Annotated in this window: 20 protein-coding genes; 14 read left to right on the forward strand and 6 right to left on the reverse strand. The window is 72.5% G+C overall.

What is annotated here, in order from left to right; all coding sequences use genetic code 11:
- The first annotated feature begins 341 nt into the window (after positions 1 to 341).
- Positions 342 to 1670, forward strand: coding sequence for a S41 family peptidase (locus tag WMF28_RS42185; protein ID WP_437599402.1), 1329 nt, complete (start codon positions 342 to 344; stop codon positions 1668 to 1670).
- A 49-nt stretch (positions 1671 to 1719) separates the two neighbouring features.
- Here WMF28_RS42185 and WMF28_RS42190 read toward each other — a convergent pair whose 3' ends face one another.
- The 4 genes from WMF28_RS42190 to WMF28_RS42205 form a co-directional block, all read right to left on the reverse strand.
- Complete coding sequence (locus WMF28_RS42190) at positions 1720 to 2967, reverse strand: FAD-binding protein (protein ID WP_437599403.1); 1248 nt, start codon at positions 2965 to 2967, stop codon at positions 1720 to 1722.
- Positions 2946 to 4730 carry a glycerol-3-phosphate dehydrogenase/oxidase gene (locus tag WMF28_RS42195; RefSeq protein WP_437599404.1) on the reverse strand — a complete coding sequence of 595 codons (1785 nt, stop codon included), beginning with the start codon at positions 4728 to 4730 and terminating at the stop codon, positions 2946 to 2948. The genes WMF28_RS42190 and WMF28_RS42195 overlap by 22 nt, the downstream gene beginning before the upstream one ends.
- Before the next feature lie 84 nt (positions 4731 to 4814).
- The gene (locus tag WMF28_RS42200) at positions 4815 to 5558 is read right to left on the reverse strand and encodes a glycosyltransferase (RefSeq protein ID WP_437599405.1); all 744 of its coding nucleotides are present in this window, start codon (positions 5556 to 5558) and stop codon (positions 4815 to 4817) included.
- Positions 5555 to 6904 (reverse strand): protoporphyrinogen/coproporphyrinogen oxidase, encoded by a 1350-nt coding sequence (locus WMF28_RS42205; protein WP_437599406.1) that lies wholly within the window; start codon positions 6902 to 6904, stop codon positions 5555 to 5557. Before WMF28_RS42205 ends, WMF28_RS42200 begins: the two co-directional genes overlap by 4 nt.
- Positions 6905 to 7084: 180 nt before the next feature.
- Here WMF28_RS42205 and WMF28_RS42210 point away from each other — a divergent pair, with 180 nt between their 5' ends.
- The 5 genes from WMF28_RS42210 to WMF28_RS42230 all read left to right on the forward strand — a co-directional run bounded on the left by WMF28_RS42210 (position 7085) and on the right by WMF28_RS42230 (position 12252).
- Positions 7085 to 9118, forward strand: a complete 2034-nt coding sequence (locus WMF28_RS42210) for an aconitase family protein (RefSeq protein ID WP_437599407.1) — start codon at positions 7085 to 7087, stop codon at positions 9116 to 9118.
- 134 nt (positions 9119 to 9252) lie between these two features.
- On the forward strand, positions 9253 to 9483 hold the full coding sequence (locus tag WMF28_RS42215; RefSeq protein ID WP_012241296.1) for a TIGR04563 family protein: 231 nt from the start codon (positions 9253 to 9255) through the stop codon (positions 9481 to 9483).
- A 42-nt stretch (positions 9484 to 9525) separates the two neighbouring features.
- Positions 9526 to 10446 carry an alpha/beta fold hydrolase gene (locus WMF28_RS42220; RefSeq protein ID WP_437599408.1) on the forward strand — a complete coding sequence of 307 codons (921 nt, stop codon included), beginning with the start codon at positions 9526 to 9528 and terminating at the stop codon, positions 10444 to 10446.
- Positions 10443 to 11618: a hypothetical protein gene (locus WMF28_RS42225; RefSeq protein ID WP_437599409.1), complete on the forward strand. Its 1176-nt coding sequence runs from the start codon at positions 10443 to 10445 to the stop codon at positions 11616 to 11618. The genes WMF28_RS42220 and WMF28_RS42225 overlap by 4 nt, the downstream gene beginning before the upstream one ends.
- 184 nt (positions 11619 to 11802) lie before the next feature.
- Positions 11803 to 12252 carry a YbjN domain-containing protein gene (locus WMF28_RS42230; RefSeq protein WP_437599410.1) on the forward strand — a complete coding sequence of 150 codons (450 nt, stop codon included), beginning with the start codon at positions 11803 to 11805 and terminating at the stop codon, positions 12250 to 12252.
- A gap of 31 nt (positions 12253 to 12283) precedes the next feature.
- On the opposite strand, the gene WMF28_RS42235 is transcribed toward WMF28_RS42230, so the two are convergent.
- On the reverse strand, positions 12284 to 13579 hold the full coding sequence (locus WMF28_RS42235; RefSeq protein ID WP_437599411.1) for a formylglycine-generating enzyme family protein: 1296 nt from the start codon (positions 13577 to 13579) through the stop codon (positions 12284 to 12286).
- Positions 13580 to 13665: 86 nt separating this feature from the next.
- Here WMF28_RS42235 and WMF28_RS42240 point away from each other — a divergent pair, with 86 nt between their 5' ends.
- From WMF28_RS42240 to WMF28_RS42255, 4 genes are all read left to right on the forward strand, one after another.
- Positions 13666 to 13929, forward strand: a complete 264-nt coding sequence (locus WMF28_RS42240; RefSeq protein ID WP_437599412.1) for a hypothetical protein — start codon at positions 13666 to 13668, stop codon at positions 13927 to 13929.
- Between the two features lie 10 nt (positions 13930 to 13939).
- Positions 13940 to 14902, forward strand: coding sequence for a prepilin peptidase (locus tag WMF28_RS42245; RefSeq protein WP_437604370.1), 963 nt, complete (start codon positions 13940 to 13942; stop codon positions 14900 to 14902).
- Positions 14899 to 15255 carry a YXWGXW repeat-containing protein gene (locus tag WMF28_RS42250; RefSeq protein ID WP_437599413.1) on the forward strand — a complete coding sequence of 119 codons (357 nt, stop codon included), beginning with the start codon at positions 14899 to 14901 and terminating at the stop codon, positions 15253 to 15255. Before WMF28_RS42245 ends, WMF28_RS42250 begins: the two co-directional genes overlap by 4 nt.
- Positions 15256 to 15393: 138 nt before the next feature.
- Complete coding sequence (locus tag WMF28_RS42255) at positions 15394 to 16089, forward strand: hypothetical protein (RefSeq protein ID WP_437599414.1); 696 nt, start codon at positions 15394 to 15396, stop codon at positions 16087 to 16089.
- A gap of 14 nt (positions 16090 to 16103) precedes the next feature.
- Here the strand turns inward: WMF28_RS42255 and WMF28_RS42260 are convergent, their stop codons facing one another.
- Positions 16104 to 18143 carry a serine/threonine protein kinase gene (locus WMF28_RS42260; protein ID WP_437599415.1) on the reverse strand — a complete coding sequence of 680 codons (2040 nt, stop codon included), beginning with the start codon at positions 18141 to 18143 and terminating at the stop codon, positions 16104 to 16106.
- 254 nt (positions 18144 to 18397) lie between these two features.
- Between WMF28_RS42260 and WMF28_RS42265 the strand changes: the two genes are divergently transcribed.
- From WMF28_RS42265 to WMF28_RS42280, 4 genes are all read left to right on the forward strand, one after another.
- Positions 18398 to 20176, forward strand: a complete 1779-nt coding sequence (locus WMF28_RS42265; protein ID WP_437599416.1) for an AMP-dependent synthetase/ligase — start codon at positions 18398 to 18400, stop codon at positions 20174 to 20176.
- 2 nt (positions 20177 to 20178) lie between these two features.
- Positions 20179 to 20892 carry an HAD family hydrolase gene (locus WMF28_RS42270; RefSeq protein ID WP_437599417.1) on the forward strand — a complete coding sequence of 238 codons (714 nt, stop codon included), beginning with the start codon at positions 20179 to 20181 and terminating at the stop codon, positions 20890 to 20892.
- 314 nt (positions 20893 to 21206) lie between these two features.
- The gene (locus WMF28_RS42275; RefSeq protein WP_437599418.1) at positions 21207 to 21416 is read left to right on the forward strand and encodes a hypothetical protein; all 210 of its coding nucleotides are present in this window, start codon (positions 21207 to 21209) and stop codon (positions 21414 to 21416) included.
- 10 nt (positions 21417 to 21426) lie between these two features.
- Entirely contained in the window at positions 21427 to 21738 is a 312-nt protein-coding gene (locus WMF28_RS42280) for a hypothetical protein (protein WP_437576972.1), read from the forward strand.
- Positions 21739 to 21776 lie beyond the last annotated feature (38 nt).

The raw sequence follows: 21776 nt of genomic DNA on the forward strand, positions 1-21776 counted from the left end.
CCACAGCGCTGCCGCGGACAGCTCTTCGCGACGGCCACTGACCGTCTCGACGAGAGAAGCCCCTCGCGGCGAGCCCTGCTTCGTGGAGGCGAAGCTGGACGATGAGGAGGCAAGTTCCACGTTCAGGCGCGCGAAGATAGCCGAACACTCCTCTTAGGACAAACCATGCGCCCCGGACCTTGGGCATCACGGCGCGACTTCGACGGGCCGGGCGATACGCCCGCGCCGGCGCGCCCCGAGCCGGCTGCGGCGTCCTGGCCGACGGGGCGCCGGGGCAGGCGCCGAGCCGAGCGCGGTCGCGCGCTGGCCGCGGCCGCCCGCGTCGCTGCTATGGTCGGCGGATGCGACGCTTCTCGAGCTGGATGCGCACCCTGGGGCTCATCGCTGCGGCCTTCGCGGGGGGGGCGGCGACTTCCCACCTCGCGGGCGCGAGCACACAGGCGCAGAGCCCCTACGCCCCGCTCGAGCAGCTCGCGCGCGTGCTCGTGCTCGTCGAGAACCATTACGTCGAGCCGGCACAGCGCAACAAAATCATCGACGGCGCCATCAAGGGAATGGTCGCGGAGCTCGACCCGCACTCCGCGTACATGAGCGCCTCCGAGTTCGCCCAGTTCCAGGAAGAGACAGGGGGGACGTTCGGCGGCGTCGGCATCGAGGTCGATGCCAAGGACGATCACATCACCGTGATCGCGCCGATCGAGGGCTCGCCGGCGGCGCGGGCGGGCATCCGCTCCGGCGACCAGATCATCGCGATCGACGGCCGCCCCGTGCGCGGCGAGCGCCTCGACAAGCTCGTCAAGATCATGCGCGGGCCCCCCGGCTCCCGGGTGAAGCTCACGATCCGCCGGCAGGGCGCGGCCGAGCCGCTCACGTTCGATCTCGCGCGGGAGCAGATCCACGTCACGAGCATCGCCGCGAAGCGCCTCGATCGGGACGTCGCGTACGTCCGCGTGAAGCAGTTCCAGGACGGCACCCACGAGGAGATGCTGCGCGCCGCGGCGAGGCTGCGCGCCGCGTCGAAGACGCCGCTGGCCGGGGTGATCCTCGATATGCGCAACAACCCCGGCGGCCTCGTCCACGAGGCGGAGGCCCTGGCCGACGAGTTCCTCTCGTCGGGGACGATCTACTCGACGCGCCAGCGCAACCAGGTCGTCGACGAGGCGAAGGCGCACGACGGCGGCGCGTTCGCCTCGCTGCCCGTCGTCGCGCTGGTGAACGAGTACTCCGCGAGCGCCGCCGAGCTCGTCGCGGGCGCCCTGCAGGACAGCGGGCGCGCCACGGTCGTCGGCGCGACGACCTTCGGCAAGGGGTCGGTGCAGACCATCTACGAGCTGCCCGGCGGCGCCGGGGTGAGGCTGACGACGATGCGCTACTACACGCCGAAGGGGCGCTCGATCCAGGCCCAGGGCATCCGGCCGGACATCGTCATCGAGAGCGCGCAGCAACAGGTCCCGGCCGCCATCCTCCGCGAGCAGGATCTCGAGGGGCACCTCCCCGCCGAGGGGTCGATCCGCGACGGCTCGCCGAGGGCCGTGCTCGTGGAGAAACGCGCGGAGGCCGCGGCGCGCGGCGTCGCGGGCGACGTGCCCGCCGATCCCAGCCGCGGGAGCGATTTCGCGCTCGCCGTCGGCTACCAGCAGCTCCTCCGCGCGATCCCGGCGGGCCGCTAGCGCAAGATCGCGCGCGGGGCGAGCTGCGCCGGCGCCCTCGCGTCGCGCGTCAGGCCTCGGCCCCGGCGCGGAGCCCGGTCGTCACCGCGTCGAGCACGGTGCGCGCCCTCCCGGCGAGGGTCGCCCCGGCCGCCAGGATCCCGGGGGCGGCGCGGACGCCCTCGCACCTCACGCCCACCGCCTCCAGCGCGCCCGGCCGCTCGCCGCGGGGCCACGCGATGACATCGAGCTCCGGGCCCTGCATGGAGCTCACCACGCCGAACGCGCCACGAGCGTCGCCCATCGTGACGGGCGCCTCGATCGAGAGCGTGAACGGCGCGGCGCCGCGGGCCGGGAGGTCGGGGCCGGCGCCGCGCTCGGGCGGGGTGTACGCGATGCCTCCACCGGCGAGACCGCCGACCGCCAGGATCACCGCGTCCGCGGCGAGCGGCACGTCCTCGCCCTCGATGTGGACCGCGACGCCTTCGCCCGGTTCCCCCGGTCCCCCGTGGCCACGACCCACCGCGCGCACGCGGCCGTGGCGCCGCTGCGCCCCGATCGCGACGAGCAGCGCGTTGCGCGCCGCCTCGAAGCGGAGCCCCGCCGGCGAGCCGGCGCCGATCAGCGCCTCGCCCACGGGGACGCCGAGGCGCGCCGCGAGCGCCTCGGCCCGCGGCGCGCGCGCGCCGAGCCAGGGGCCGAGCAGGATCGCCCCCGCGCCGCCCGCGCCCTCGAGCGCCTGCCGGAGCCGATCGAGGAGCCAGGAGAGCCGCGCCGGATCGTCGTGCCGGGCCGCGAGATCGCCGTCGGCGATCCGCCGCTCGTCGTCGAAGCGCAGCACCGGCGCGTCGACCGGCAGGAAGCGGAGCCCCCGCGCCCGGGCGAACGGCTCGTCCGTGAGCGCCTCCGCGAGCGCGTCGGCGTCCCACGCCGCGCGCGCCGCGCGCGGGATGAGGACGCGCGTGCGGCGGAGCGGGGTCAGATCGAGCAGCGCGCGATCCCTGCCGCGGGCGTGGCGGATCCGCCCGGCGACGGTCGCGAGGCGCACGCCGGTCGCCTGCGGCACGTCCCACAGGCCGAGCTCCGCCGCGAACTGCCTCATCGCCGGCGTGAGGTCGCCCGCGGGCAGGTCGCTGCCGAGCAGCCGCGCGGCCCGCTCGAGCTGCTCCCACGGGACGTCGTCCACCGCGCCGCCGGCGAGCGCCGTCTCACCGACGCCCGCCGAGATCACGGTGACCCGGGCCCCGCGCCGCGCCGCGCTCCACGCGGCGGCGAGCCCGGCGACGCCGGCGCCGATCACGAGGATCGATCGCGCCACGCTCTCTCCTCCGGCTCCCGCGCGGGGCGCGTCGACCGGCGATCGCCGTCCTCGCACGCCGCCGCGGTCATCTCGTCGTCCGCGGGCGCGCCGAGCTCCGACCGCACGCTGGCGATCGCGAGCGCCTCCTGCCTGGCCTGCTCCGGGCCGAGCGCGACGGCGCGCGTCATCGCCTGCCGCGAGAGGAACTCCATCGCCTGCCGCATCCCGTCGCGCGGCGGGAGCGAGAGCTCCTGCGCCACGATCTGCCCGCACCTCGCCGCGCAGCGCATGCCCCCGCACGCGCCGAGGCCGAGCCGGGTGCGGCGCGCGACGTCGGCCACGCTCCGGGCGAGCTCGTGCCGGAGGACGTAGCGCACCTCGGCCTCGATGACGGGCTCGCAGGGGCACACCGTCGCCGCCTCGCGCGGCCGCTCGCGCACCTGCTCCTCGATCCGGAGCGCGCGCGAGCCGTGCCGGTACACGAGCCGCCGCGCGGCCACCGCGTCGATCTCCAACCGCCGCGAGAGCGCGAGCGCGTCCACGGCGCGATCGCCGCCGGGCAGCGCGGTGGTATGCGTCACGCAGCGGGCGCCGAGGTTGAAGCGCCGCGCCAGGACGTCGGTCATCTCCTCGGCGAAGAGCCGGAAGCTGGCCAGCTTGCCGCCGATCATCGAGTAGATGCCCGGCGCGCCGTGCGCCGCGTGATCGATGACCTGGTGCTCGCGCGAGAGCGCGCCCTCGGTCGGTCCGTACGCGTAGAGCGTGGGCCGCACGCCCGCAAACGTGCCGATGGCGCGCGCCTCGTGGATCTGTGGGAACACGCGGGCGATGCCCTGGATCAGGTACCTGACCTCCTCGCTCGTCGCGCGGACCTGATCGAGATCGCCGTAGAAGTCGTCGTCGGTCGTGCCGACGACGCTCATGTTTTCCCAGGGCTCGAGGAAGATCTGACGGCCGTCGATCGTCTTCGACATGATCGCGTAGTTCGTGAGGCGCCGGTCGAACACGACGTGCACGCCCTTGCCGGGCCGCACCCGCGAGCTCGCGGCGGGGAGGCCCGCGAGCGACGCGGTGATCGGCGACCACGCCCCGGTCGCGTTCACGACCGTGCTCGTGCGGAGCCGCCCGCCCTCCCCGGTCACGCGGTCCCGGTAGCGGACGGCGACGACCTCGCCGGTGTCCTCGCGGCGCTCGATCCGCTCGACCGTGTGCCCCACGTACACCCTGGCCCCGCGCTCGATCGCGTCGACGGCGTTGGCGATGCAGAGCCGCGCTCCGTCGATCCCCCACTCGTCGAAGCTGAAGCCGCCCACGAGGTCTCCATGCAGCCCCGGCTCGAGCCTCCGGAGCTCGTCGGGCGACAGGCGCGCGTGCGGCTTGCCGCGCTTGAGCGGCTGGTACTTGTCGTACGCCTCGAAGAAGCCGTCGGCGAGCGTGTAGAGGACGCGCCCGTGCATCGCGTTCTCGAACGGAACGAGGAAGGGGATCCGGAAGAGCAGGTGCGGCGCGATCGCCTGGATGTGCCCCGAGTCGCGGCACGAGTTCTCGGTCACGTGCGGATCGCTGGTCAGGTACCTGAGCCCGCCGTGGATCATGCCGCTCGAGTTGCCGCTCGCGCCGAACGCGAGATCGTTGCGCTCGAAGAGGGCGACCTTCAGCCCCCGCTGCGATGCGTCACGCGCGACCCCCACGCCGTTCACACCGCCGCCGATGACCACGACGTCCACGTCGGTGTCGGCGCGGCGGGCTGGTCTTGTGGCGCTCGAAGGGAGGATCGTCACCTGCGGCGTATAGCATGCCAGAACTTTTCCACGAGCGGACCCAGCCTCGCGCGTGGCGCTGCAGATACCGGACGAGATCGGCCGTCAGCCGCGGATCCGGATCGCCCAGGTCAGCTTCGCGAGGCTGCGGAGCACGTTCGGGACGCGGCGCGTGAGGTTGATCGAGGGGCGCCGCTTCTCCAGCACGCGGACGGGGATCTCCTCGATCCGCAGGCCGGCCCGGTAGGCGCGGATGACGAACTCGCTGGCGAAGACGTCCTTGTCCACGACGCACTCGCGCGCGATCCCGAGGAGCGGCTCGCGCAGGAACGCCTTGAGCCCATGCGTGTCCGTCCCGCGGAAGCCGAGCGTGGCGCGGAGGAGCCCGTTGTACATCTGGCTCGCCGCGTGCCGCGCCCACGGGCGGTCGTCGCGCGCCCCCTGGATGAGCTTGGACCCGATCACCATGTCGACGCCCCCCGCCCCCAGCATCGCGATCGCATGGCGGTGAAAATCCACGTCGCAGAGGTCGATCTCGTCGCAGAGGACGAAGCGCCCGCGCGCCCGCTCGATGCCCGCGCGGAGCGCGGCCCCATAGTTCGGCTCGCCGATCGAGAAGTGCCGCACCTCTGCGTACTTGCGCTCGAGCTCACCGGCGATGGCGAGGGTCCCGTCGCGCGAGCCGTTCTCGGCGAGCAAGAGCTCCCACCGCCAGCCGAACGGCAACAGCCGCTCGCGCAGGTCCACGACGGCGGCGTGGAGGATCGCCTCTTCGTTGTAAACGGGGATGATGATGGAGATCTCCGGCGCTTCACCCGCGCCGCCGTGGCCGGGAGCCGCGGCGCTCACGGCGCGCCTCCGAGGAGCGCCTGCGCCCGGTGCGCCGCGTCGCGCCCGAAGTGGAGCGCGTCCTCCATCGAGGAGTAGTTCCACCCGCCGTAGCGCCCGCACGAGAGGATGCGCTGGCCATCGAGGAACGGCCGCACGGCCTCCAGCGCCCCGAAGTAGCTGTGATCGAACACGACGTACGCGTGGTCGATGCGGCGCAGCCGGGCGAAGCGGATGGCGCTCGGGGCGGGGATGAGGCCCATCTCGACGAGGCCCTCCGCGACGCGCGGGAGCAGCGCCGCGAGATCGGGCTCGGCGCGATCGGCGAGCTCGACGTAGAGGCCGGCCTTGCCCGGCGGGGCCATGTCGGCGGAGAAGTTCGAGTAGCAGCCCACGCGGTAAAACGGGTACTTCGCCTCCGGGACGTAGACCCAGTGCAGCGGCTTCCCGCACGGCGTGTCGAGCGCCACGTCGAGGTAGTGGAGGTGCGTGCAGCGCAGCCGGGAGGCCGCCTCGGCGACGGCTCGAGGGGCGTCCGAGAGGCGCCTCACGAGGGCGGGCAGCGGCGCGGACGACACGAGCACGTCGTACCGGACGATCTCGTCGTCGAACACGAGCTCGCGCGCGCGCCAGTCGATCGTCACGGGCGCGCGGCCGAGCTCGATCGCCGGCGTGCCCGCGTCCCGCGGCCGCTGCTCGGCGAGCGCCCGCGCGAGCCCGTGCGTCAGCTGCCCGATGCCGAGCCGCGGGTAGAGGAACTTCGCATTGTAGCCGAGCTCGCGGTCGTTCAGCCCGACCGCTCCGGCGAGCACGTCCTCGAGCTTCGGCAACGGGACGAAGCGGGAGCACCAGTCGGCGGTGATCTCGCTCGGGTGGACCCCCCAGAGGCGGCTGTTGTAGGGGATCATGAAGTGGCGGCTGATCCCCTCGCCGAAATGCGCCAGGCAGAACTCCTCGAAGTTCCTCGGCTGGGGCCGGTCCTGCGCGAAGCGCGCCTCGATGAAGCCACGGAGGCACTCGTAGGCGACGGCGGGCGGCAGGCCGAAGGTGTTCGCCTGGAACGGATACCGGGTGTACGTCCCGTTCGACCAGATCATCGAGCGCCGCTCGATCTCGAGAGGGTCAGGGCCCAGCCAGCCGAGCGCGAGCTCCCGGGTCGCGGGGTCGCGCAGGTGGAGGAGGTGCCCTGTCCGATCGAAGCGGAAGCCGTCGTCCTCGAGCGTGATCGCGTGGCCGCCCGGGCGCGGCAGGCGCTCGAACACCCGGTGCGGCACGCCGGCTCGCCCGAGGTGGTACGCGGCCGCCATGCCGGTCAAGCCGGCGCCGAGGATCGCGACGGGAACGCTGGAAATCGTGGGTCGGGTCATCGCTCGCGGCCCGGCCGCGGCCGCGAAGACACCACCTCCCCGGTGCGCCGTCAAGGCGCGGTGGCCCGCCCGGCGAGGCTCGCCCATGCTGGATTTCCCGCCCTCGGCGTGAGGCGGGCGGAGCTCCGCGCACGGCGGCGAAGAGCGCCGTTGGCGCCTCCGCTCAGAGGGACTAGGTGTGTGTCTTGTCCCGACGCGCGTGCCCTGCGCACCGGGGCGTCCGAGGTGCAGATGCCCATCCCCCGCCGCGAGTCGGTTCAAGTCACCGGGAGGATCCTCTACCTGACCGAGGACCCGGAGCTCCTGAAGCAGCAGCTGGCGGGCGGCGAGCTTCGCTTCGAGCCCGAGCAGCACAGGCTGATCGACAACATCTCGACCGACGAGCTCACGCCGGGGTGGGTCTGTTACTACTACGACGAGACGCTCGCCCGGTACTGCCTGGTCGGCCTGCGCGGTGGGCTCATCGAGCGCGACGCCATCAAGAACGGCGGCTTCGGCGTCATCGTCAGCGGGCGCTCGAAGGGGTGCGGCAGCTCGCGCGAGACGGCGCCGTACTCGGAGCGCGAGGCCGGGATCCAGCTCGTCGTCGCGCGCAGCATCGAGAAGATCTACGGCCAGAACTGCCAGAACATCGGGCTGCTCACGACGACCGACCTCTCGCTGCTCGACCGGCTCGCGCGGGGCGACGAGATCCCGATCGGCGAGTTCACCCGCGGGCTCGACCCGATCAGCGCCGACGTCGTCGAGTACGGCGGCCTCTTCGCCTACAACAAGGCGCGGATGGCCGGCGAGGTCTCGCCGCCGACGCTCGACACGCCGCCGCGGCCGATGACGCTGTGCGAGAAGATCATCGCGGCGCACGCGATCATGGACGTCATGGCGGGCAAGATCGGGGTCGCGGCGGTGAAGCCGGGGGACGCGCTCTTCGTCCGCACCGACGTGCGCTTCTCGCACGAGTACGTCACGCCGATGGCCGAGTCGCTCTTCCGGGCGGGCTTCGGGCCGGACGCGGTCGTCACCGGGCCGGAGAGCGTCTTCGCCTTCCGGGATCACCTCACGTTCCTCGACCGCGTGATGCCGGAGGCGCACCTGAAGCTCGGCCTGCGGGAGCAGGCGGCCTCGCTCGCGACGGTGCAGGAGGCCTTCACCGAGCGGCACGGGATCCAGCTGTACGGCGAGGTCGAGCGCGACGGCAGGACCGTGGGCTCGGAGGCCATCTGCCACAACAAGGTGATCGAGGAGCTCGCGCTGCCGGGGCAGGTCGTGGCCGGGACCGACTCGCACACCTGCATGGCGGGGGCGCTCGGGTGCTTCGCGTTCGGCGTCGGCTCGACCGACATGGCCAACGCGTGGCTCACGCGCGATGTCCGCGTCGCGGTGCCGCAGTCGGTGCGCTTCAACCTGACCGGGCGGCTCGGCGCGGGGGTCACCGCGAAGGACGTGATGCTGTTCCTGCTCTCGCAGCCGTTCTGGAAGACGGGCCAGGGCATCGGCAAGGTGCTCGAGTTCGCGGGCGACGGCGTCCGCGCGATGGGCCTCGACGAGCGGGCGACGCTCACCAACATGGCGGTCGAGGCGGGCGGCTTCACCGGCATCATCGAGGCCGACGAGGAGATCGTGCGCTACCTCGTCGAGCAGCGCGGGCTCGCCGCGGAGGACGTGCGCGCGCGCATCGTGCGCGCGGATCCCGGCGCGGAGTACATGGCCACGTTCGACATCGATCTCGCCGCGGTCGAGCCGATGGTCGCGACGCCCGGCGATCCGCGGAACGGCGTGCCGCTGCGGTCGCTCCACGAGGTCTCGGGCGGCGAGGTGAAGATCGACATCGCCTACGGAGGCTCGTGCACGGGCGGCAAGAAGGCCGACATGGACATGTACGCGTCGGTGCTGCGCCGTGCGGTGGAGCAGGGCAAGCGCGTCGCCGAGGGCGTGCACCTCTACATCCAGTTCGGCTCGCAGGACATCCGCCGCTACGCGGAGGCGAAGGGCTACCTCGAGATCTTCGAGAAGGCGGGCGCCGAGCTCGTCGACCCCTCCTGCGGGGCGTGCATCAAGGCCGGGCCCGGTGTATCCGACCGCAAGGAGCAGATCACGGTCTCGGCCATCAACCGGAATTTCCCGGGCCGAAGCGGCCCCGGCCAGGTCTACCTGGCCAGTCCCCTGGTCGTCGCGGCGAGCGCGATCGCGGGCAAAATCGCTTTCCCGCAGTCATGACGCAGAGCGCCTATCGCGGAGTTACATACATAGTGCCCGCAATCGGCATCATGGAAAAACGAATGCTTTCCACGGAAGTGCGCCGTACGGTAAGGTGATCTTCTGTGGCGGATCGGGAGGAGCCCCAAGAGCGTATGACCGACAAGGACACGCTGGCGAAAAACAACGAAGCCTCGAAGACGGACAAGCGGAAGCAAAGCCTCTACTTTCCGGAGTCGATGCTGCAGGAAATCAAGGAGGAAGCGGCGCGGCTCGATCGCTCGCTTTCTTGGGTTGTGCAGCGCGCGTGGAAGCTGGCGCGGATAGACATCAAAAAGCTTCCCAGTGTCAATGACGTGGCTGACGACGAGGACAGCGGCGACTAACATCGCCGCGAGCCTCGCGTAAGACGCGTCGCTCGGGGATCGATGGGTCGAGAGCTCTTCGCCGCCGGGAAGGACGGTACGCGGATCTATGTCCGCTACCGGGAAGGTCCCGGCGGCATCGGAAGCTTGGCCAGCGGGGTCGGGGCGGGCTCGGAACGCCTCACCGCGGTGCTCTGCGACGGGATCGCGTGCGACGGCTTCATCTGGAAGTACCTGTGGGACGACCTGGCCCGTACGGTCAACGTCGCCCACTGGAACTATCGCGGCCACGGGCGGAGCAGCCTGCCTGTCGATCCGAAGGCGGTCGAGCTCCGCGACCACGCGAGCGATCTCGCTGCGGTGCGCGCGGCGATCGGCGACGGCCCTGTGGTGCTGTTCGGGCACTCGATGGGTTGTCAGGTCATCCTGGAGCACCTGCGGACCCACCGCGAGGGGGTGCGCGGGCTCGTGTTGATCTGCGGCTCGTCCGGCAGGATCACGCACCACTTCAAAGGCACGGATGTGCTCGCACAGCTCTTGCCGCGGGTGATCGAGCAGGTTGACGCGTACCCGCACATCGCGCGCGCAATATGGAGCCGTGTGCCGGCGCCGATGGCGCTCCGGATCGCGCTGCTCGCCCGCGAGGTCGACGCGAGCGCGGTCACCCCGGCGGATCTGCTGCCGTACATGCGGCACATGGTCGACATCGACTTCTCGATGTTCCTCCACATGCTGCGCAGCGCCGGCGAGCACTCGACGCTCGATCTGCTCCCGCAGATCGATCTGCCCGCGCTCGTGATCGCCGGCGATCGCGACACGTTCACCCCGCCTCGCCTGGCCGAGGAGATGGCGGCGGCGCTGCCTCGCGGCGAGCTGATGATGGTGAGCGGCGGCACGCACGTCGTCCCGCTGGAGCGCAAGAAGATGGTCATCGAACGCGTGGAGCAGTTCCTGCTCGAGCGCGTCATCGCGAAGGACGGATGACCCGCCGCGCGCGAGGCGGGCGCGCGCCCGGACCGGCGCGCGGGCTGCTGCGACGCCTCGGCGGCGCGGCGTCGCGGGGCCTGCTCGTCGCGGGGGCGATGATCGCGGCCTCGTGCGCGCGGCCGTCGTCCGAACGCAGCGGCGTGGCCGCCGGCGCGCTCGCCGCGCTGGCCGAGAACGAGGTCGCGCCCGGCGCGCCCGCTGCGCGCTCGTCGGGCGAGCCGCCCGCGCCTCCAGCGCCGGGCGCTGGAGCCACGGGGGACGCGCAGCTCGCGCGCGCTGCGGGGGACGCGCACGTCGCGCGCGCGCTCCAGCGCTCGCCGCTGCGCGCGCTGCGGCTCACGGGCAAGCTGGCCGACGGTCGGTTCGAGGCGATCCTGGCGCTCGGCGCAGGCGCCGAAGGAGCGGCGCCGCGCGAGGTGAAGGTGAAGCTCGCGCCGGCGCAGAAGAAGGCCCCGCTCGCGTTCCGGCGCCCGGTCGCGTTCTATCGCCTCGCGAGGGCGCTCGGCGCGCACGTCGTGCCCGTCGCCGCAGCGCGCCGGATCGGCATCGGCGAGCTCGCGGCGCTCATCGGTCGCGAGCCGGACGCGCGCAAGCTCCTGCGTCGCTTCGCGGTCATGAACGACGGGACCGTCGACGCGCTGCTCCTCGCGCCCGCTCCGGGTCCACCCGGCCCGCGCTGGGCGTCGTCTCGCCGGCGATCGGTCCCGTTCGATGACGCGCCCGAGCTCGACGTCTGGGCGCGCTGGGCCCGCTCTCCGTCGCCAGCGCGCGGCGAGCGCACCTCGATCCTCCGCGATTACCTGGAGGTGCTCGCGCTCGACTACCTGGCCGGCAACGGGCTCCGGAAGGAGATCGTCCTCGACGTGGGCGCGGGGGCCCTCAGCCTGGAGGCCAACGCCAGCGCCTTCCCGCCGCACGTGAAGGCGCGCGAGCTGGATCGGCAGCTGGAGCGCCTGGTGGAGGCGGCGCGCTTCCCACGGGCGCTGCGCGACGCGCTCGCGCGGTTCGGACCCGAGGAGGCCGCCGCGGCGCTGCGCCCCGGCGGGTTCGAGGACGAGCTGGTGCCGCCGCGCGCCCTCGTCGAGCTTGAGGAGCGGAGGCAAGCGCTGCTCAGCCTGATCGAGGTGAAGATCGCCCACGGCGGAGAGGACGCCGTCCTCAGCCTCTAGCGCGGGTCCCTGCCGGAGCTCTGCCGCCGCGGCGCGCGATCGCCCGAGGCGCCGGCGTCGTTGCACCGAGCTCGGCTGCGCGGTCGCGCCGGACGCGCCTCGCGCGCCCCAGGGCGACCCGCACGAGCGCCTCGCCGCGCGCGCACCTTGATCTCCGGCGCCAGCGGGGCGATCACGTTGAACCGTGATCGACGTGGCGACCCTGCAGCGCTGGACGGAGGACATCGGCTACAGCGCCGAGCTGGCGAAGCCGTCGACCCTGCGCATCCGTCCGCGCGAGGAAGGGGTCGTCGAGCTCCCGCCGTTCTTCGTCCAGTGCACCGAGAACTGGGTCGTGCTCTCGATGTTCGGCGTGCTCGATCCGGTCGACACGGAGGGCCGCGACGAGGACGGAGCGAGGCTCACGCCCCTGGCCGAGGAGCTCGGCCAGATGCTCGGCGTGCTCCGTCACCTGCTCGAGGCCAACCGCGACATGCGCGTCGCCAAGTTCGCCCTCGACGAGCGGAACCAGATCCTGCTGTGCGCCGAGCTGCCCACCGAGTCGCTCGACCGCTCCGAGTTCGTCGATGCGGTCGAGCGGCTCATCGAGTACGCCACGACGTACCGGCACGCCTTGCTCGGCACCGACGCCTGACAGGTCGGGCACGGCCCGCGCCCTCACGCGATCACCGCTGCGTGATCACCACGCGGTGGTCGTCCCGGTAGGAGATGTTGCCCGACTCACCGCGGCAATCCCAGCAGGTCGCCCACGTGAGCCGCCGCCGCACGTAGCCGTTGAAGCCGAGCGCGATCGGCCCCGGCTCGCCCTTCAGCAGGAGCGACGACGCGATCCGGTAGCGATCTCCGGGGAGCTTCAGGAACGCGACGATGAACGTGTCGTCGTCGGACTTCCCCGTCACCACGAGCACCTCCTCGCCCGGCACCGGGTTCCAGAGCATCGGCGAGGTGGTGAGCGTCGTGTTCGGGGGCGGGCCCGCCCCGGGCTGGAGCGCCGGCGTGCCGCTCGGCGAGAGCCGCGTCCGGCCCCGGTTGAGCACGACGTTCACGTCGTCAGGCTCCTTGAAGAAGGAGACCTCCCCGCCGAGATCGCGGAGCTGCGGCACCGAAGCGAGCAGCTCGGCGACCTGCTGCGGCCCGATCTCCGCGCGCCGGAACGTCTGCTGCCACTGCGGCGACGGGATCGACGCCGCGTTCGGCGCGCCGTGGCAGCACCGGAAGCCGATGTCGTCGCCCGACGCGCTCGGATCGACCGCCGCGCGGCGCGCGCACCGGTGATCCACGCCGCTCGCGCTCGCCGTGGCCCCTCGCACGGCGGCGGCCTTGGGCTGGAGGTTCTCGATCGGCGCGACGTCGCTCGCGGTCCACTCGCGCAGCGCGGCCCCCATGCCGACGACGCCGAACCCGGACGCGCACGACGCCGGCGCCTTGGCGCACGCCGGGTCCCACGCGGCCCCACCCGCGTACGGCGTCCCCTCGGGGCCCTTGCACGCGCGCTCCCACTCGAGCTCGGCGCACAGCCGCCCGCCGGCCTGCTGGCAGAGCTCCGAGGCGCGCGCCCGCGTCACGCCGGTGAGCGGAGCCTGCGCGGGATCGTTCGGGTACAGGTAGCGATCGATGGTGAAGCCGCCCAGCTCGATGTCGAGCAACGCCGGCTCGAGCGTCGGATCGCGCCCCTTGTCCCCGGGCGTGCTCCCCGCGACGAGCTTCCCGGCGGGGATCTCGATGCGCGCCGGCCCCGCCGCCGCGGCGCCGGCCTGCGGCCTCGCGCTCGCGGCGGGCGACTCGTTCTCGGCCGCCTCGAGCACCTTCCCCGGCGGCGCGGGCGTCACCGGCGGGCCTCCGTCCGCGCGCTTCTCCCCGGCCTGCTGCTGCTGCTGCTCCGCGCGGCCGCAGCCGGACCCTCCGGCGATGCCGGTGGTGACGAGCAGGATCAGGGCAGCGGCGGGCGTCCTCGTCGGCACGGTTCCTCGAAAGCGCTCCGCCTTATGTCGCAGGACCCCTCGCCCGTCAAAGTGCCCGCGCTATGCTGGCCGGGATGGGGCAGGGCGTGAGCGACGCACCGGATCCGATGGCCTCGCAGATGGCGCAGCTCCTCGCCTGCAGCGATCTCGACGAGCTGCGCGAGATCGTGAAGCGGTGGGTCGCCGAGGCGCCGACCGAGGGCGTGCGCCGGCACTACCAGGAGCTCGGCGGGCGCCTCATCGATCTCAAGGCGGCGCTCTCCGAGAACCCCGTGCAACCCACGGTCGCGGAGCTCGAGCAGGCGCTCACGATGATGCTCCGGCTCGCGGCCTCGAGCCCGAGGACATGAGCCGCCGGTGATGCTCGCCGACTTCCCTCCGTGGTTCCTGCGCGCCTTCGCGCTCTGCTTCGGCCTGCTCTGGGGGAGCTTCCTCAACGTCGTCATCCACCGCGTCCCGCGCGAGCTCAGCGTCGTCCGGCCGGGCTCGCGCTGCCCCGCGTGCGGCACGCCGATCCGCGCCTTCGACAACATCCCCGTCCTCAGCTACCTCCTGCTGCGCGGCCGCGCCCGCTGCTGCGGCGCGCCGGTGTCGCCGCGGTATCCGCTCGTCGAGGCGGCGGGCGGCGTCCTGTCGCTCGCGATCGTCGAGCTCATCATCCTCCAGCTCCCCTGGTCGACGCCGATCCTCCACGCGCTCGCCACCTACACCGCCGATCTCGCGCTCGCGCTCGGGCTGCTCGCGGCGACGTTCATCGACCTCGAGCACATGTACATCCCCGACGCGATCACGATCGGCGGCGCGGTGCTCGGCGTCGCCACCGCGTCGCTGCGCTCGATGGGCTTCACCGACGCGCTCCTCGGCGCGGCCATCGGCTTCGCCGTCGTCTGGCTCCCGTTCGTCGTGCTCTACCCGCGGATCCGCGGCGGCCGCGTCGGCATGGGGCTCGGCGACGCGAAGCTCCTCATGCTGGCGGGCGCCTGGTTCGGCTGGGGGGGCGCCCTGTTCGTGCTCGGCGCCGGCGCCGTCCAGGGCTCGATCGTGGCGATCGGCATGCTGCTCGTGCGCGGGAGCATCGAGGAGCCCGAGGCGGTGCGCCTCGAGCGGGAGCAGATCCGCGCCGAGCTCGCGGCGATGTCCCCCGAGGAGCGCGCGGCCGCCGAGAAGGAGATCGCGCAGGATCCGCTCGCGGAGGCGCCCGGCGAGGGGTTCGGCCAGGCCCGCATCGCGTTCGGCCCGTTCCTCGCGCTCGCGACGCTGGAATGCCTGCTCGTCGGCCGCGACGTGCTCGACGCGTATTTCTCATGGATCGACGCTGGATGAAGGCCCAGCTCCGCCGCGCGCTCGCCCCGACCGCGCTGCTCCTCGCCCTCGCGGGCTGCGGCAGCTCGCTCCCGCTGCCTCCGACCGGCCCCCACCTGCCGAGCGAGCCCGCGGTGGTCGTGCCCTACCCGCCGCCGCCGGCGCGGGTCGAGATCATCTCGCCGCCCGAGGCGCCGGGCCTCGTCTGGATCGACGGCGAGTGGCAGTGGCGGAGCCGCCGCTGGGCGTGGCAGCCGGGGCGATGGGAGGCCGTCCCGCCGGGCGGGTATTTCGCTCCCACCGCCACCGTACGCCGCTCCGACGGATCGCTGGTGTGGTTCGCCGGGGTATGGCACGTGCCCGGCAAGAAGTGATCGACACCGCGGCCGTGCGATGGAAAGTCACCCCGTGCCGAGGTGCTCGACGCCGGCGCCCGCCGCCGCCCGGCGCCGGCGAGCCAGCTCGGCGCGCCGTCCCTTGCACGGATTGCACGGATCCATGAGCTCAGCCCCATGATGCTTGCCTGGTCGTTCGCAGCGCGCACACCCGACGAAATCGCCCGACTCCTCCGCGCTCTCGGCAAGCACCGGTACGTGCGCGAGGTCGATCATCGGCTCCACTGGTCCGTCGATCACGCCCTCGCCGAGCTGCCGGAGTTCGCGCCGCCCGCCGCCGCGTTCCAGGCGCGCCTGAAGAAAGAGCGCGGGATCGAGCTCGGCTCGCGCGATCCTTCGCTGTGGCGAGAGGCGAAGACCGAGGAAGTGATCGCGGCGCTCACGGCCTTCTGGGCCCCCGACGAGGCGGCGGAGCGCTACCGGGGCCGTCTGCTCGAGGTGCTCGCGCGGACGGGCCTCCCCGAGGCCCCCCACGCCCCCTTCGCGTCGGCCCCGAACGACCCTCCGCACCCGGAGCTCGTACTGCTCGACTGGGAGCTCTACCCCGTGGACGAGCTCGATGCGGACCGGCACGCCGGGGCGCTGGCCGCCATGGAGGAAGCCGAGGAAGCGGTGAACGCATCGGCGTCGATCTACAACGAAGGCCCCGTCCTCGCGGCGCCCGAGCTCTGCGGGGGTGCGCCGAACGGGCTGCTCGAGGACGACTTTCTCGTGTGGTCGGACGGCCCCTACAGCTACTCGGATTACGTGTTCCGCGGGGTCGCGAAGGCGGCCAAGCTCGTCGAGCCGCCCACGGGCTACAGGGATCTGTAAGCGCGTCCGTCGCGTCAGTACGGATCGGGCTTCGGCGGCGGGAGGGTCGGAGCCTCCTCGGCGGGTGAGGCGAGGGTCGGAGCCACCTTGGCCGGGGGCGCGCCGGGCTGCGCGGTCGCGGTGGCCCTGGCCGTGGGGGAGGGGGCCGGCCCCCGCTGCGTCTGGTGGAGCGTCACCTCGAGCTCGATGTCCCTGTCGAACACGAGCATCCGTCGCTGCGCGACGTGGCCTGGAGCGGAGATCTCGATCCGATGCGCCGCGCCGTCCTTGATGAGCTTGCCGTCGAAAGGATTCGAGGGGAGCGCTACCCCGTCGACGAGGATCTGCGCGCTGGTCGGGCTCGCCTTGATCGACGCGCGGAGGAGCGCAGCACCCGCCCCCGCGCGTCGGGCGCTGCTCTCGGCTGCCGGCGGGGAGAGCTCGGCGCTCGGCAGCGCCGGCGCAGACGTCGGCGCAGGCGGTGCGCTCTGGGCCGGCGGCGCGGTCATGCGGACGCTCTGCCGGCCCGGATCGCGCACCTTCAGGTACAGCGTCGCGGCGCCGATCAGCGCGATGACCGCTGCGGACGCGACGAGCGGCAGCCGCGAGCGCCGCGGCGCCGGCGCGGGCTGAGCGGCGGGGGCGGGCTCGGTCCGCACGACGGCGTGGAGCGTCGCCTGCGGCGGGCTCGAGCGGTGGAGCGGACGCGCAGGCGTCGGGGGCGAGGAGGTCGTGATCGCCCCCTCATCCGCGGAAGGATAGGAGTCGAGCGGCTCGCGCATCGGCAGCGAAGGCAGCTTCGACGCGCGGCCGGCGAGCTCCGCGCCTCCCGCGTCGGGGCCGTGCTCCCGCAGCTGCTTGAGCTGGCGATCGATGATCGCCCGGATCTCCGCCCGCTCGTTGGCGAACAGCTCGCCCATGAGCTCGCCGACCTGCTCGGCCGCCACCTGCTCTCTCCGGCGCTCCGCGTAGCGATCGAGCTCCGCGCGCAGATCGGCGGCCGTCGAATAGCGTCGGCTGGGCGAGCGGGCGAGCGCCTGGGCGCAGATGCGCGCGAGCTCGAAGGGCACGTCGGGGCGGGCGGACCGCACGTCCGGGATGTCCCGCATCAGGCGCGAGATGATCTGCGGATCCGTCAGGCCGCGCCAGAGGCGGCGGCCGGTGAGCACCTCCCAGAGGATGACGCCGGCCGAGAAGAGGTCCGCGCGCCGATCGATCTGGGAAGAGTGCGCGAACGCCTGCTCCGGCGCCATGTACGCGACCTTGCCCTTCAGCGTGCCGGCCTGCGTCTCGACGACACGGTGCGCCGCGAGCGCGATCCCGAAGTCGACGATCTTCACCTGACCGTCGTACGTGATGAAGATGTTGTGGGGGCTGACGTCGCGATGCACGACGTGGAGCGGCGTCCCGTCGTAGTCGACGAGCTCGTGGGCGTAGTGGAGGCCGGCCAGCACCTCGCTGAGGATCCACAGCGAGACGGCCAGCGGGATCGCGCGCTCCTGCTCGCGCGCGCGGGAGATCACCCGGCTGAGCGGCTGCCCGTCGAGGTACTCCATGGCGATGAAGTACTCGCCGTCCGCGAGGCCGACCTCGTTGGTCTGCACCACGTTGCGGTGGTTCAGCCGGGCGGCGAGGCGGGCCTCGTCGAGGAGCATGTCCCGGAACTCGGGCTCGTCGGCGATGTTGGGCCGCAGGCGCTTGATGACCTGCAGCTTGCTGAAGCCTGCCGGCCCCACCGCGACCGCCAGGTGCACGTCCGCCATGCCCCCGTGCCCGAGCGTCGCGATGAACCGATACTTGCCGAGGCTGCGCGGGTCCCGGTCGGGAGGGGACAGCGGCACATCCGGCGGCGCATCCCGGCCGACGGGGGTCGGCGCGTCGCGGTCCGGGCGCCGCATGGGGACCGTCGGCGGAGGCTCGGAGGACGCAGGGACGGGCAGCTGCCTGGACCGCAGGGTCCGCGTGTCGATCGTCGTCTGCACATGCTCCGGCGGGCCAGAGGCGGCGAGCTCGTTGCTGCGAGCGGAGTCCACCGCCCAGTCAGCCTCGTCGTTCGTCCCCTTGGGCTCGCTCACCGCAGAATGGTCCTGATCCAGCGACGTCCAGTCAAGCAGACCGCAGCGCGGGCAAGCGCTTGCATCGCATCGGGCGGGCGCCGATCGCGCTCGCCCATGACGGCGAGCCGGCATCCAGCCCAGAAGCCCTCGGCAACCCGACGCGGCGCCTGCTATTGTGAAAAATGTCACTCGCGGCGAGGTTCCTGTACCTGGGGGGAGGATGTGAGAAGCTCGCCCTGACTTGCGCACCATTTCTTGTGAAGAGGTAGCCGATGCCCTGTGACTCGATTCCGCGGCGCTTGCTGGGTCAGGCGAAGGCGCGGCCCGAGGCTCCAGCCCACTACGTCAAGGAGGGGGGGTTCTGGCGGATGACCAGCTTCCGGGAGTACGCGGGCGAGGTGCGGCGCGCCGGCAAGTCGCTCATCGCGCTCGGCGTCGCGCCGGGCGACAAGCTGAGCCTCCTCGGCTTCAACCGGCCCGAGTGGGTGGTGCTCCACGTGGCCGGCATGGCGATCGGGGGCGCTCCCGCGGGCATCTACACGACGTGCTCGCCCGAGGAGGTGCGCCACGTCGTGCACCATTCGGCCTCGAAGCTGGTGCTGGTCGAGAACAGGGACCAGCTCGAGAAGGTCCTCCGCCAGTGGGATCGGCTGCCGCAGCTCGCGTGGGTGGTGCTGATGCAGGGCGCGGCGCCGGAGGGCGATCCGCGGGTGCTGTCGTGGGACGAGTTCCTCGCCCGGGGCAGCCGGATCTCGGACGAGCTGCTCGAGCAGCGGCTCGACGCGCTCGAGCCGCGGGGGCTCGCGACGCTGCTCTACACCTCCGGGACGGTGGGGCCGCCGAAGGGGGTCATGCTGAGCCACGAGAACCTCACGAGCTCGGCCGACCTGGCGGCGCGCATCCTCCCGTTCTCGCCCTGGGACATCGGCCTGTCCTACCTGCCGCTGTCGCACATCGCCGAGCAGATGTTCACGATCCACATCCCGGCCTCGGTCGGCGCGGCCGTGTACTTCGCCGAGTCGATGGAGGCGCTCGCGGACAACCTCAGGGAGGTGCGTCCGACCGCCTTCTTCGGGGTCCCGCGCGTCTGGGAGAAGATGAGGGCCGGGATCGAAGCGAAGCTCTCCGGGGCGAAGGGCGTGCAGAAGCTCTCGCTCGAGCAGGCGCGGCGCGTCGGCCTCCAGCACAGCGAGCTCCGCGCGCGGGGCGAGAAGCCGGGGCCGTTGCTCGCGCTGCAGCACCGCCTCTTCGACAAGCTTGTCTACTCGAAGGTGAAGGCGGCCCTGGGGCTCGGCCGGGCGCACGTGTGCAGCAGCGGCGCGGCGCCCATCGCGAAGGAGCTCCTCGAGCTCTTCGCGTCGCTCGATATCCTGATCACCGAGGTCTACGGCCAGTCGGAGGTGACCGGCGCGACGAGCTACAACCTGTCGGGCAGGACGAAGCTCGGCTCCGTCGGCCCCGCGGTGCCGGGCCTGGACGTGAGGATCGCCGACGACGGCGAGATCCTCGTGAAGGGGCCGACCGTGTTCCTCGGCTACTACAAGGACGAGGAGGCGACGGCGCAGGCCCTCGTCGACGGCTGGCTCCACTCGGGGGATCTCGGCAGGTTCGACGAGGAGGGGTTCCTCCACATCACCGGGCGGAAGAAGGAGATCCTCATCACGGCCGGCGGAAAGAACGTCTCTCCCAAGAACATCGAGGAGGCGCTGAAGCGCCACGGTCTCATCGCCGAGGCGGTGGTCGTCGGCGACCGGCGCAGGTTCCTCACGGCCCTGCTCGTGCTGGCGCCCGACGCCGTGAAGCGCTTCGCGGCCGAGCGCGGGCAGAGCGGCGACCTCTCGCACGCGTCGCCGGAGATCCAAGAGGCCGTGCAGCGGGCCGTCGACGAGGTGAACGGCCAGCTCGCGCAGGTCGAGACGATCAAGAAATTCTCGATCCTGCCGCGCGGCTTCACCATCGAGGACGGCGAGCTCACGCCGACGCTGAAGATCAAGCGGCGCAACGTGAGCCAGAACTTTGCGCGCGAGATCGAGGCGATGTACGCCGAGTAATCATGCGCAACGAGCCTGCCACCGCCGTCTCTTTCGACTTTGGCCAGACCCTTGTGGAGCTCGACACCGGGCTGCTCTCCGCCCGCCTCGCGGAGCGGGGCATCGCCGCCTCCCGGGAGCAGCTGGACGGGGCGGTCGACGAGGGATGGCGCGCCTACAACGACGCGATCCTGCGCGGGCTCGGCGGGCACCCGTGGAAGATCATGATGCGCCGCCTGCTCGAGGCGGGCGGCGTGCCGGCCGGCGCGCTCGACGCGGCGGTCGACTGGCTCTGGACGGAGCAGCCCCGGAAGAACCTCTGGCGCCGGCCGATCGCCGGGATGATCGACGTCGTGGTCGAGCTCAGGCGGGCCGGCGTGCCGGTCGCGGTGCTGTCGAACTCGGAGGGTCGGCTCGCCGAGCTGGTCGAAGAGCTCGGCTGGTCTGCGCACTTCGTGGCGGTCGCGGATTCGGGGCGGCTCGGGTTCGAGAAGCCGGGCAGGGAGATCTTCGCGTGGACAGCCGAGCGCCTCGGCGCGCCGCTCGCCGCGGTGATCCACGTGGGCGACTCCCTCGCTGCAGATGTCGATGGCGCGCTCGCGGCAGGAATGCAGGCCGTCTGGTTCAAGGGCGATCCGCAGCGGGCGGGGCAGATGCCCCACGCCGAGCGCGTGGCCGTGTGCGACGGCGCGGATGCGCTGCGCGGCGCGCTCAGGACGTTCGGCGTGCGCTTCTAGGACGTTCGGCGTGCGCTTCTAGGCTGTCCACCCTCGTGCGCCAGCGCGAGGCTCCGCGCTCGCGGGCCCGTCAGGTGGGCGGTGGTCCGCAAGCGCGCAGCCGACGCGCAAGGCCACCGCGGGCGGCGCTCCCCCGGCGCCCTCTTTTCTGTGAGCACGAACGTCCCGGAAGGCGCCTCCGCCCCGCGCGCGTCGCGCGCGCTTCTCTCCGGGATCTCCCCGGCCTGCTGCCCCGCGCCGGTGCGCCGTCTCCGGATCGTGCAGCCGATGCACGTCTTTCGGGTGGTTCGGGCATTGCTGGAGACCGGCTCACGATGGTCGTCAAGGATGCAAGCATCGAAGAAGAGCCCGTGTTCGGGGAGCGGCAAGCGAACGTTCCCGCCGTCTTCCCTCGCGTCCTCAGCGAGGTCCGCCGCGCGGACGAGCGGCTCGTCTCGCTCGTGCAGGAGCGCCCCGTGGCCACGCTGTGCGTGGTGGCCGCGGTGGGATACCTGATCGGACGGGTCGTTACACGGCTGGGTTGAGGAGGTCACCATGACGGAAAGCGAGGTCGAGGCGACACGGGAGCGCGAGGCGCGGGAGAAGGTGAACGACGCGCTCGGCCGGCTCGACGCAACGGAGGTCACACGGGCGGTCTCGGCGTTCGCGCGGGAGAACCCGCATGTAGCGCTCGCTGCGGCGGCTGGGCTCGGGTTCCTGCTCGGCGGGGGCCTGACGCCGCGCGTGCTCAGCAGGCTCGGGTCCTTCGCGACCCGCAGCTATGTCAAGAGCACCTTCGCTCACGCCGTCGGAACCTTCCTCGACGAGCAGGCGCGATCCCAGGAACAGCTCGGATCGTCGCCCTGACGCCCCAGCACCTGCGGGTGGTGGCCCAGTTGGCCCCG

It is taken from the genome of Sorangium sp. So ce590 (genome assembly GCF_051521365.1).
Lineage (GTDB): Bacteria > Myxococcota_A > Polyangia > Polyangiales > Polyangiaceae > Sorangium.

Coding starts and splice junctions, on each gene's coding strand:
- WMF28_RS42185 (WP_437599402.1), top strand. CDS start 342: ATGCGACGCTTCTCGAGCTGGATGCGCACCCTGGGGCTCATCGCTGCG.
- WMF28_RS42205 (WP_437599406.1), bottom strand. CDS start 6,904: ATGACCCGACCCACGATTTCCAGCGTTCCCGTCGCGATCCTCGGCGCC.
- WMF28_RS42215 (WP_012241296.1), top strand. CDS start 9,253: ATGACCGACAAGGACACGCTGGCGAAAAACAACGAAGCCTCGAAGACG.
- WMF28_RS42220 (WP_437599408.1), top strand. CDS start 9,526: ATGGGTCGAGAGCTCTTCGCCGCCGGGAAGGACGGTACGCGGATCTAT.
- WMF28_RS42225 (WP_437599409.1), top strand. CDS start 10,443: ATGACCCGCCGCGCGCGAGGCGGGCGCGCGCCCGGACCGGCGCGCGGG.
- WMF28_RS42245 (WP_437604370.1), top strand. CDS start 13,940: ATGCTCGCCGACTTCCCTCCGTGGTTCCTGCGCGCCTTCGCGCTCTGC.
- WMF28_RS42250 (WP_437599413.1), top strand. CDS start 14,899: ATGAAGGCCCAGCTCCGCCGCGCGCTCGCCCCGACCGCGCTGCTCCTC.
- WMF28_RS42255 (WP_437599414.1), top strand. CDS start 15,394: ATGATGCTTGCCTGGTCGTTCGCAGCGCGCACACCCGACGAAATCGCC.
- WMF28_RS42265 (WP_437599416.1), top strand. CDS start 18,398: ATGCCCTGTGACTCGATTCCGCGGCGCTTGCTGGGTCAGGCGAAGGCG.
- WMF28_RS42270 (WP_437599417.1), top strand. CDS start 20,179: ATGCGCAACGAGCCTGCCACCGCCGTCTCTTTCGACTTTGGCCAGACC.
- WMF28_RS42275 (WP_437599418.1), top strand. CDS start 21,207: ATGGTCGTCAAGGATGCAAGCATCGAAGAAGAGCCCGTGTTCGGGGAG.
- WMF28_RS42280 (WP_437576972.1), top strand. CDS start 21,427: ATGACGGAAAGCGAGGTCGAGGCGACACGGGAGCGCGAGGCGCGGGAG.